Annotated in this window: 9 protein-coding genes; 1 reads left to right on the forward strand and 8 read right to left on the reverse strand. The window is 70.7% G+C overall.

From position 1 onward, the window contains the following. The 4 genes from RIN80_RS22630 to RIN80_RS22645 all read right to left on the reverse strand — a co-directional run. Nucleotides 1-326: caspase family protein (locus tag RIN80_RS22630; RefSeq protein ID WP_309097474.1), on the reverse strand; the 326-nt coding region annotated here is incomplete at its 3' end. A gap of 6 nt (nucleotides 327-332) precedes the next feature. After that, on the reverse strand, nucleotides 333-716 hold the full coding sequence (locus RIN80_RS22635; protein WP_309097475.1) for a hypothetical protein: 384 nt from the start codon (nucleotides 714-716) through the stop codon (nucleotides 333-335). A 472-nt stretch (nucleotides 717-1,188) separates the two neighbouring features. Then, nucleotides 1,189-2,718, reverse strand: coding sequence for a UDP-N-acetylglucosamine 1-carboxyvinyltransferase (locus RIN80_RS22640; RefSeq protein ID WP_309097476.1), 1,530 nt, complete (start codon nucleotides 2,716-2,718; stop codon nucleotides 1,189-1,191). An 84-nt stretch (nucleotides 2,719-2,802) separates the two neighbouring features. Further along, complete coding sequence (locus RIN80_RS22645) at nucleotides 2,803-3,003, reverse strand: DUF4236 domain-containing protein (protein WP_094053964.1); 201 nt, start codon at nucleotides 3,001-3,003, stop codon at nucleotides 2,803-2,805. Between the two features lie 400 nt (nucleotides 3,004-3,403). Between RIN80_RS22645 and RIN80_RS22650 the strand changes: the two genes are divergently transcribed. Then, nucleotides 3,404-6,202, forward strand: coding sequence for an aconitate hydratase (locus RIN80_RS22650; protein ID WP_309097477.1), 2,799 nt, complete (start codon nucleotides 3,404-3,406; stop codon nucleotides 6,200-6,202). A 73-nt stretch (nucleotides 6,203-6,275) separates the two neighbouring features. Here RIN80_RS22650 and RIN80_RS22655 read toward each other — a convergent pair whose 3' ends face one another. The 4 genes from RIN80_RS22655 to RIN80_RS22670 form a co-directional block, all read right to left on the reverse strand. Continuing rightward, nucleotides 6,276-7,634, reverse strand: coding sequence for a sugar ABC transporter substrate-binding protein (locus RIN80_RS22655; RefSeq protein WP_309097478.1), 1,359 nt, complete (start codon nucleotides 7,632-7,634; stop codon nucleotides 6,276-6,278). A 70-nt stretch (nucleotides 7,635-7,704) separates the two neighbouring features. Then, a complete protein-coding gene (locus tag RIN80_RS22660) occupies nucleotides 7,705-8,991 on the reverse strand; it encodes a sugar ABC transporter permease (RefSeq protein WP_375141776.1) in 1,287 nt (428 codons plus the stop codon). Continuing rightward, nucleotides 8,982-9,761 (reverse strand): ATP-binding cassette domain-containing protein, encoded by a 780-nt coding sequence (locus RIN80_RS22665; protein WP_309097479.1) that lies wholly within the window; start codon nucleotides 9,759-9,761, stop codon nucleotides 8,982-8,984. Before RIN80_RS22665 ends, RIN80_RS22660 begins: the two co-directional genes overlap by 10 nt. A gap of 14 nt (nucleotides 9,762-9,775) precedes the next feature. Next, on the reverse strand, nucleotides 9,776-10,852 hold the full coding sequence (locus RIN80_RS22670) for a sugar ABC transporter substrate-binding protein (RefSeq protein ID WP_375141777.1): 1,077 nt from the start codon (nucleotides 10,850-10,852) through the stop codon (nucleotides 9,776-9,778). Nucleotides 10,853-10,976 lie beyond the last annotated feature (124 nt).

Here is a 10,976-nt window from a genome sequence, read left to right on the forward strand (position 1 = left end):
GTGCCCGGCAGGTCGGTGGGGTCGGTGTCCCGGGTCAGGAAGTACAGCTGGCCGTCCTGCTCGCAGTACTCGCCGTGTCCGCTGAAGTAGAGCAGCGCGGTCTCGCTGGCCTGCCGGGCCTCCAGGAACGTCTCGACGGCGTGCAGCATCTCCGCGCGCGTGGGCTCGGCGGCCACCGCGCACTCGTTGTACATCCCGATCTCGGTGTTCTCCAGCACCGCCCGCATGTAGTGCAGGTCGGCCCGCACGGCCGGGAGGTCCGGGTACGCCCCGCTGTCGTACGTGGAGACACCGACGAGTAACGCGTGGCGGTCGTTGTCGGTCATCGCCGCTCAGCCCGCCGCCGTGCCGTCGTCGCCACCGTCGGCGAGGAACCGCTCGATCAGCGTGGCGTCCTCGCGGGCCTCCTTGCCGGTGACGTGCAGGACCGCCCCGTCGGGCCGCTTGACCACGATGGTGCGCTGGGGGATCCGCGCCAGCCACACCTGCACCAGCGCGGCGACGAACGAACCGGCGCTCAGCAACAACCCGACGGTCTCGGCGGACGGGCCGCCCTTGTCGAAGGACCTTGCCAGGCTGCCGGGTTCGGGCAGGTCCAGCCTGGCGGTGGAGTCGGCTTCGGCGAGCGCGGCGAGCAGTTCGCGTGCGTCCCTGCGGGCGCGCAGCGGGTCCTCGTCGACGACGGAGATCCGGCATCCGGAGTTGTTGTCGGGCATGGCGGTTTCGTGCTCCCCCCAGGGCTCACCGGCTCCTTGCCGGGCGAACGACACTAGCGCTCAGCACTGACAGTGACGGTTCACTGAGCCTGGGCTGCGCGGCCGTTGGCGCGAACCCGGTGGTCGATGGCTGAGTCCCGCACGTCTCACCCGAGGCCGAGTTCCGCCCAGAACGACTGTCCGGAGTGCCGGCGCGGGCCGCGCTGGCCGGCAAGGAGCGGAACACGGTAGGACTGCCGGCGTGGCCACTGCGGCCGACGAGGGTGCGCGCCAGAGCGAGGTCCTCGGCGACCACACCGGAGACGTCGCTCGGCGGGCTTGGGGGATGACGTATGACTCCGTTGGGACGGCCGGCGAGGGTGGGGTCTGATACCGGAAGTCCCAGAGAAGTCCCAAAGGCGCCGCCGCCTCCCCTCCCGCTCCGCCTTCACGAAGGTCAGCAGGGGCGTGGCGGCGCTTCTTGTGCGAACTCTCAGATGTCCCGGAAGATCTCGATCTGCGCCCCGATCGAGTTCAGCCGCTCCGCCAGGTCCTCGTAACCCCGGTTGATGACGTACACGTTGCGCAGCACCGACGTGCCCTCGGCTGCCATCATCGCCAGGAGGACGACCACCGCGGGGCGCAGGGCCGGGGGGCACATCATTTCCGCGGCGCGCCAGCGGGTGGGACCCTCGACCAGGACGCGGTGGGGGTCCAGCAGCTGGAGGCGGCCGCCGAGGCGGTTCAGGTCCGTGAGGTAGATCGCGCGGTTGTCGTAGACCCAGTCGTGGATGAGGGTCTTGCCCTGGGCGACCGCCGCGATGGCCGCGAAGAACGGGACGTTGTCGATGTTCAGGCCCGGGAACGGCATGGGGTGGATCTTGTCGATCGGCGCCTCCAGCTTGGAGGGCCGTACGGTCAGGTCCACCAGGCGGGTGCGCCCGTTGTCGGCGAAGTACTCGGGCGTGCGGTCGTGGTCGAGGCCCATCTCCTCCAGGACCGCGAGCTCGATCTCCAAAAACTCGATGGGGACCCGGCGGACCGTCAGTTCCGACTCCGTCACCACGGCCGCGGCCACCAGGCTCATCGCCTCGACCGGGTCCTCCGAGGGGGAGTAGTCCACGTCGACGTCGATGGTCGGCACTCCGTGGACGGTGAGGGTGGTGGTGCCGATGCCGTCGACCTTGACGCCGAGCGCCTCCAAGAAGAAGCACAGGTCCTGGACCATGTAGTTGGAGGAGGCGTTGCGGATGACGGTGATGCCGTCGTGCCGGGCGGCGGCGAGCAGCGCGTTCTCGGTGACCGTGTCGCCGCGCTCGGTCAGGACGATCGGGCGGTCGGGGCTGACCGAGCGGTCGACCCGGGCGTGGTACTGGCCCTCGGTGGCGGCGATGTCCAGGCCGAACCGGCGCAGGGCGATCATGTGCGGCTCGACGGTGCGCGTGCCGAGGTCGCAGCCGCCGGCGTAGGGCAGCTTGAAGTGGTCCATGCGGTGCAGCAGCGGGCCGAGGAACATGATGATGGAGCGGGTGCGGCGGGCCGCGTCCGCGTCGATCGCCGCCAGGTCCAGCTCGGCCGGCGGCACGATCTCCAGGTCGACCCCGTCGTTGATCCACCGCGTGCGCACGCCGATGGAGCCCAGCACCTCCAGGAGGCGGTACACCTCCTCGATGCGGGCGACGCGGCGCAGTACTGTGCGCCCCTGGTTGAGCAGAGAGGCGCACAGCAGCGCCACACAGGCGTTCTTGCTCGTCTTGACGTCGATGGCGCCGGACAGCCGGCGGCCGCCGACCACCCGCAGGTGCATCGGGCCGGCGTAGCCGAGCGAGACGATCTCGCTGTCGAGGGCCTCCCCGATCCGGGCGATCATCTCAAGGCTGATGTTCTGGTTGCCGCGCTCGATGCGGTTGACGGCACTCTGACTGGTGCCGAGCGCCTCGGCCAGCTGCGATTGCGTCCAGCCCCGGTGCTGCCGGGCGTCACGGATGAGCCTGCCGATGCGTACGAGGTAGTCGTCTGCCATGGGATTGAGGTTATCTCAGATATGAGATGAGATCCGAACGGAGGGTCCGTACGGGTGATGGGCCGTCAATCCCGCCCCATGGCCTCAGTGTCGCTTGGAGGTCGTGGTGCGCCGCCACCCGAAAGGTCCGGGCAGATCCATCGATGTCGTACGACGTCCCGTGCTGCTGCGGGTGTGCCGGGGGCCGTTCTTGCCGCCGCCGGTGGTGATGGACCAGGAGCGCTTGTTGATGTTGAGCCGCACGCCGGGAAGAATTCGGAAACTCTTACGGAACGTGAGGGGCATTCAGGGCCTCCTTTCGGTGTCACCGGGGGTTCCCGGTTCCGTTCGGTTACCCCGGGTTCCCGTTCTGATGGCGCCGTTGGCGCTCCGATGTGAGGACACGGCTCCACCCGGCGACGGTCCGCAGGCCGTCCCCCGGTCCGACGATGACGTCGAGGGCCGGGAGTGGTCGAGGAGGACCTGGCGGCACCGGCCGCAGGTCCGATGGACGCGGTCGCCGCCCGGGCATGACCAATGGCCCCGGGTGTACTAGAGTTATCTCGACATCGAGATATCTGCCGAGGAGCACCGCAGCCGTCACCCCGGTAAGGGTTACCTAACTTAGCCTTACCTTAGCGGATCGGTCGAGAGGCCATGGCGGCAGGATCGTGGTGGAACGCGCACATCAATGAAGGAGACTGTCGTGTCGGCGAACAGCTTCGACGCCCGCAGCACGCTGCAGGTGGGCGACGAGTCGTACGAGATCTTCCGGCTGGACAAGGTGGAGGGCTCGGCCCGCCTTCCCTACAGCCTCAAGGTCCTGCTGGAGAACCTGCTCCGCACCGAGGACGGCGCGAACATCACCGCCGACCACATCCGTGCCGTCGGCGGCTGGGACTCGCAGGCCCAGCCCAGCCAGGAGATCCAGTTCACGCCGGCCCGCGTGATCATGCAGGACTTCACCGGCGTTCCCTGTGTCGTGGACCTCGCCACCATGCGTGAGGCCGTCAAGGAGCTGGGCGGCGACCCGGCGAAGATCAACCCGCTCGCGCCGGCCGAGCTGGTCATCGACCACTCCGTCATCGCCGACAAGTTCGGCACGAACGACGCCTTCAAGCAGAACGTCGACCTGGAGTACGGCCGCAACAAGGAGCGCTACCAGTTCCTGCGCTGGGGCCAGACCGCCTTCGACGAGTTCAAGGTCGTCCCGCCCGGCACCGGCATCGTCCACCAGGTGAACATCGAGCACCTGGCCCGTGTCGTGATGGTCCGCGACGGCAAGGCCTACCCGGACACCCTGGTCGGCACCGACTCGCACACCACCATGGTCAACGGCCTGGGCGTCCTCGGCTGGGGCGTCGGCGGCATCGAGGCCGAGGCCGCCATGCTCGGCCAGCCGGTCTCCATGCTGATCCCGCGCGTCGTCGGCTTCAAGCTGACCGGCGAGCTGCAGCCCGGCACCACCGCCACCGACCTGGTCCTCACGATCACCGAGATGCTGCGCAAGCACGGCGTCGTCGGCAAGTTCGTCGAGTTCTACGGCGAGGGCGTCGCCGCCACCTCCCTGGCCAACCGCGCCACCATCGGCAACATGTCGCCGGAGTTCGGCTCCACCGCCGCGATCTTCCCGATCGACGACGAGACGCTGAACTACATGCGCCTGACCGGCCGCTCCGAGCAGCAGGTCGCGCTGGTCGAGGCGTACGCCAAGGAGCAGGGCCTCTGGCTCGACCCGGCCGCCGAGCCCGACTTCTCCGAGAAGCTGGAGCTCGACCTCGCCACGGTCGTCCCGTCCATCGCCGGCCCGAAGCGCCCGCAGGACCGCATCGTCCTCGCCGAGGCCGCCCAGCAGTTCGCCAAGGACGTGCTCAACTACGTCGAGGTGCCCGCCGCGCAGCAGTCCGGTACCGCGGCCTCCCCGGTCGACGAGGCGAGCGACGAGTCCTTCCCGGCCTCCGACGCCCCGGCCTACGGCAGCCAGGAGAACGGCGCCGGCGCGCCGCAGCACGCCGACGGCACCGGTGCCGCCGTCCCGTCCAACCCGGTCACCGTGACCGCCCCCGACGGCACCTCGTACGAGCTGGACCACGGCGCGGTGACGGTCGCGGCCATCACCTCCTGCACCAACACCTCCAACCCGTACGTCATGGTCGCCGCCGCCCTGGTGGCCAAGAAGGCGGTGGAGAAGGGCCTGACCCGCAAGCCGTGGGTCAAGACCACCCTCGCCCCGGGCTCCAAGGTCGTCACCGACTACTTCGAGAAGGCGGGCCTGACCCCGTACCTCGACAAGGTCGGCTTCAACCTCGTCGGCTACGGCTGCACCACCTGCATCGGCAACTCCGGCCCGCTGCCGGAGGAGGTCTCCAAGGCCGTCAACGACCACGACCTCGCGGTCACCTCGGTCCTCTCCGGCAACCGGAACTTCGAGGGCCGTATCAACCCCGACGTCAAGATGAACTACCTGGCGTCCCCGCCGCTGGTCGTGGCCTACGCGCTCGCCGGTTCCATGAAGGTGGACATCACCAGGGACGCCCTGGGCACCGACCAGGACGGCAACCCGGTCTTCCTGAAGGACATCTGGCCCTCCGAGGCCGAGGTGAACGACGTCGTCGCCAACGCCATCGGCGAGGACATGTTCGCCAAGTCCTACGCGGACGTCTTCGCGGGCGACGCCCAGTGGCAGGCGCTGCCCATCCCGACCGGCAACACCTTCGAGTGGGACGCCGAGTCCACCTACGTCCGCAAGCCCCCGTACTTCGAGGGCATGCAGATGGAGCCGGCCCCGGTCCAGGACATCTCCGGCGCCCGGGTGCTCGCCAAGCTCGGCGACTCGGTCACCACCGACCACATCTCCCCGGCCGGTGCCATCAAGGCCGACACCCCGGCCGGCAAGTACCTCACGGAGCACGGCGTCGAGCGCCGCGACTTCAACAGCTACGGCTCGCGCCGCGGCAACCACGAGGTCATGATCCGCGGCACGTTCGCCAACATCCGCCTGCGCAACCAGATCGCGCCGGGCACCGAGGGCGGCTACACCCGCGACTTCACGCAGGAGGGCGGCCCGGTCTCCTTCATCTACGACGCCTCGCAGAACTACCAGGCCGCCGGCATCCCGCTGGTCGTCCTGGCCGGCAAGGAGTACGGCTCCGGCTCGTCCCGCGACTGGGCCGCCAAGGGCACCGCGCTCCTCGGCGTCAAGGCCGTCATCGCCGAGTCCTACGAGCGCATCCACCGCTCGAACCTCATCGGCATGGGTGTCCTGCCGCTGCAGTTCCCGGAGGGCCAGTCCGCCGAGTCCCTCGGCCTGACCGGTGAGGAGGCCTTCTCCATCTCCGGTGTCACCGAGCTCAACGACGGCACCACCCCGCGCACGGTGAAGGTCACCACCGACACCGGCGTCGAGTTCGACGCGGTCGTCCGCATCGACACCCCGGGTGAGGCGGACTACTACCGCAACGGCGGCATCATGCAGTACGTGCTGCGCAGCCTGATCCGCAAGTAAGCGGCGCGGCCAGGCAGGTCACGGCAGTTCCAGGGCCGCGTTCCCGGATGACCGGGGACGCGGCCCGCGCCGTTCACTCCCCCCGGTACTTCGCCGCCGCGGCCTGCGCGAGGTCCTGGGACTTCTCCAGGGCCGCGTCCACCGACTGCCGCCCGGCGATGGCCGCGGCGATCTGCTCCGAGACCGCCGTACCGAGCACGGCGAACTCGGGGATGCCCAGGAACCCGATGCCGCTGTAGGGGCGGGGGGCCACGCCGGGGTCCTTCGGGTCGGCCGAGTCGGTGGCCGCCGTGTACTCCTGCCGGTACCAGGCGCCGGCCGCCTGCTGGTACTCCGGGTTGGCGTACAGCGACCTGCGGTTCCCGGCGGGCGCGGCCGTCCAGCCCCGCTCCCGGCCCACCAGTTCCTGGTACCCACGGGAGGAGGCCCAGGAGATGAACTCCCAGGCGGCGTCCTTCTCAGCCGAGGCCTGCTGGATCCCCCACGCCCAGGTCCACAGCCAGCCGGACTTCTCGGTCCTCTCGTGCGGGGCCGGGACGTACCCCACCTTTCCCTTGACGGCGGAGGTGTCGGCCTCGATCGTCGACGCCAGGGAGGTGGCGTCGTACATCATGGCGCAGCCGCCCTCGACGAAGCGGTCGAGGATCTCCATGACGCCCATCCGGTCGGCGTCGGGCTGGCCGTGCGCGCGCAGCAGGCCGACGTAGAAGCCGACGGCCTCCCGGAACTCCGGCGAGGTCAGGCGGGCGTTCCAGTCCATGTCGTACCAGGCGCCCCCGAAGGTGTTGACGACCGTGTTGAGCGGGGCGAGGTTCTGGCCCCAGCCGGGCAGGCCGCGCAGGCAGATGCCGCTCGCGCCGTCCGTGCCGTCGACCCGGGCCGCGAGGTCGGCGACCTGCCGCCACGTCGGGTTCGGCGGCATGGTCAGGCCGTCCTTGCGGAAGAGGTCCTTGCGGTACATCAGGAACGAGCCCTCGCCGTAGAAGGGCTCGGCGTAGAGCCTGCCGTCCTCCCCGGTCAGCGACGCCACCAGGTTCGGGAAGACGTCGTCCTGGTCGAAGTCCTCGTCCGCCTTCACGTAGGAGTCCAGCGGGGCGAGCCAGCCGTTGTCCGCGTAGATCGGCACCTCGTACGCGCTGACGCTCGCCACGTCGTACGTCCCGGCCTGGGTCGCGAACTCGGTGTTCATCCGCTCGCGGGTCTCGTTCTCCGGGAGCAGCGTGTAGTCGACCGTGATGCCGGTCCGCGCGGTGAAGTGCCTCTTGGTGAGCCTCTCCAGGGTCTGCATCTGAGGCGCGTCCGTCGCGAGCACGCTGAGGTCGGCCTGCTGCTCCTCGGCACCGGGCGGATCGGTGTCACCGCACCCGGCGAGGGCCAGGCCCACGGCGGCCGTGGCGGCCACGGCCACCCTGACGAGGCGGCTCCCTGTCATGACAACCGGCCCATACCCATTCCCTGCATACCTACGCATCTGGGGCGAACCGGTCGAACAGGTCGCAGCCTCAGGGGCGGCCTCTCCGGGCCGCCGCCCGTCTGGAGAGGGCGTCGGCCGCGACGGCGGCCAGCAGCACCCCACCGGTGATCATGAACTGCACGGCGTCCTGCACCCCCAGCAGGCCCATGCCGGAGGCGATCGACTGGATCACCAGCACCCCGAGCAGCACCGACCAGGGCGAGCCCCGCCCGCCGAACAGGCTCGTACCGCCGATGACGGCCGCGGCGATCGCGTTGATCAGCAGCATCCCGGAACCGGCCGCCCGGGCCGTGGTCGGGCTCGCCGAGGTCAGCCCCGAGGCCACGAACAGCCCGCCGACCGCGGCCAGCGTCCCCGACACCATGAACATCGCCACCCGCACCCGCTCCACGCCGATGCCCGCGCGGCGCGCCGCCTCGACCCCGCCGCCGAGCGCGTACACCCGCCGCCCGTAGCGGGTGCGCCGCAGCACGTAGTCCGAGACGACCAGCACCGTCAGGAAGATCAACAGCGCGAGCGGCAGGCCGTGGAAGCGGTTGAGGGTGTGGGCCGCGGCGAAGGAGGCGACCGCCAGCAGCCCGGTGCGCAGCCAGATCTCGCGCTCCGGCCGGTGGGGCATCCCCGCGGCCCGGTGGCGGCCGCGTCGGCGGCGCGCGGCCAGCAGGTATCCGGCCGTGCCGAGCGCCGCGACCGCGTACGCCGCCCCGTCGGCGCCGAAGTGCCGGCTGGTCAGGGACGCCACCAGCCCTTCCTCGTCGATGTTGATCGTGCCGCTCGCGCCCAGCAGGTAGAGCGTCAGACCGTTCCAGATCAGCAGTCCCGCGAGCGTCACCACGAACGCGGGCACCCCCAGCCAGGCGTGGAAGACGCCGTGGAAGGCGCCCACGGCCGTGCCCGCCGCCACCGCCACGACCACCGCGAGCCACTCCGGCACGCCGTGGTTCACGTTCAGCACGGCGAACGCCGCCCCCGCCAGACCGCTGACCGAGCCGACCGACAGATCGATCTCCCGGATCAGCAGCACGAACACGATGCCGACGGCGACCAGCCCGGTCCCGACGATGTCCACGCCGATGTTGGACAGGTTGCGCGGCGAGAGGAACTTGTCGTCCAGCGCCTGGAAGACGCACCAGATCACGATCAGCCCGGCGACGACCAGCACCGGCCCGCGCTCGCCCTCCCGCACGCTCCCGCGCACGTCCAGGGCGTACCCCCGCAGGCTCTCCTGCCAGCCACGGCCGCGCTGTTCCCGGCCGGTGGTGACCGGCCCGGCCCCCGGACCGCCGCTTCGCGGCCCGCCGCCGGTCACGGCCACGCCTCCTCGTCGCCCCTCGCGCGATGCGCCACGGCGTTGTCCGCCGCCCCGGTGACGGCGGAGATGATCTGCTCCTGCGTCACGGTGCTCACGTCGAACAGGCCGTTGTTGCGCCCCAGCCGGAGCACGGCCACCCGGTCCGCGACGGCCTTGATGTCGCCCATGTTGTGACTGATCAGGATGATCGCCATGCCACGGTCGCGTACCTCCTCGATGAGGTCGAGCAGATGGCTGGTCTGCTCCACGCCCAGCGCGGCGGTGGGCTCGTCGAGCAGCAGGACCTTGGGCTCGGCCATGATCGAACGGGAGATCGCGACGGCCTGCCGCTGCCCGGCCGACAGCGCCGCGACCGGCACGCGCACGTCGGGGATGCGGATCGACAGCGTGCGCATCAGCTCGCGGGCCCGCCGCTCCATCTCCACCTCGTCGAGGATGCCCACCCGGTCGATCTCCCGGCCGAGGAAGAGATTGCCGACGACGTCCAGGTTGTCGCACATCGCGAGGTCCTGGTAGACGGTCGCGATACCGAGGCTGTGGGCGTCGTGCGGACGCCTGATCTGCACCCGGCGCCCCTCCCACTCGATGACGCCCCGGTCGGCGGGGCTCACCCCGGAGATCACCTTGACCAGCGTGGACTTGCCGGCGCCGTTGTCACCCGCCAGCGCCACGACCTCACCGGCACGGACCCGCAGGTCCACGTCCACGAGCGCCTGGACGCCGCCGAACCGCTTGCAGATGCCGCGCAGCGCCAGCACGGGCGGATGGAGCACGGCGGCCACCTCCCTCACCGCGTGAGCCCGATCCGGTCGCAGGCGCGCCGGAGCTTCGGGGGACAGATCTGGTCGACCGTGTAGACGCCGTCCCGGACGAGCGTCCGGCCGATGCTGTCCCGCGTGACGGCGGCCGGGTCGAGCAGCACCGCCGGGACGTCCCGGGTGGTGGGGGTGTCCACCGTCGTCGTGACGAGGGCGTCCACGTCGTCACCGCGGGCCAGCGCGACGGCCAGCGCGGCCGCCGCGTCCGTCTCCAGCCGGAAGGGCTTGTAGACGGTCATGTACTGCTCGCCCTCGACGATGCGGTGGACGGCGTCGAGGTCGGCGTCCTGGCCGGTGACCGGAGGCAGCGGGGAGACCCGGGCGCTCTTGAGGGCCGCGATGACACCGGCGGCGATCGAGTCGTTGGCCGCGAGGACCCCGTCGATCCGGTGCGGGCCGAGGGCGCTGATCGCGGCGGACATCTGGTCGTGCGCGTTCTCCGTGCGCCACCCCAGAGTGCTGTACGACTTCAGGATGCGGACGTTGTCCCGCAGGACGGATTCCGCCCCGCGCTCGTACCAGGCGGCGTTCGGGCTGGATGGGTCGCCGTTCATCATCACGACACCGCCCCCGTCGGCCCGCGCGCCCATGGCCGTGAGAAGCGCCGCGCCCTGGAGCCGGCCGACCTGGTTGCCGTCGAAGCTGACGAACCCCGAGATCGGACCCTCGGCGAGCCGGTCGTAGGCGATCACCGGGACGCCCTCGCGGTGCGCCCGTCGGACCGAGGAACGCAGCGCCCTGGGGTCGACGACGTCCAGGATCAGCGCCGAGGCGCCTCTGGTGATCATGGACGCCATCTGCTGCCGCTGGCTCGCCGCGTCGTTCTCGGCGTTGGCGTACATCACCGTGCACTCGGCGCACAGCTCCTTCACCCGCTTCTCGATCATGGGCTTGTCGGACTGCTCCCAGCGGGGTACGGCACGGCTCGGCAGCAGCACGCCGACGGTGGGCCCGTCCCTGCCCTCGCCGCCGTCGCCGGTGCAGCCGGCCCCCGCGAGGACGGCCGCCATCAGGACGGCGGCCGCACGCCCCACACGCCTTCTCACGACGCCCCTCCGTCCTCGTCCGACGGCCTGGGCCGCCGGAGGACGGGGGTACGCCTCCGGCGGGAGTCGCGGGGACGCGGGTGGTGCTGGTCCGTGGGGTGGGCCCGGCGCGTGTCTCGTTCGC

The organism is Streptomyces sp. (assembly GCF_031181705.1).
Taxonomy (GTDB): domain Bacteria; phylum Actinomycetota; class Actinomycetes; order Streptomycetales; family Streptomycetaceae; genus Streptomyces.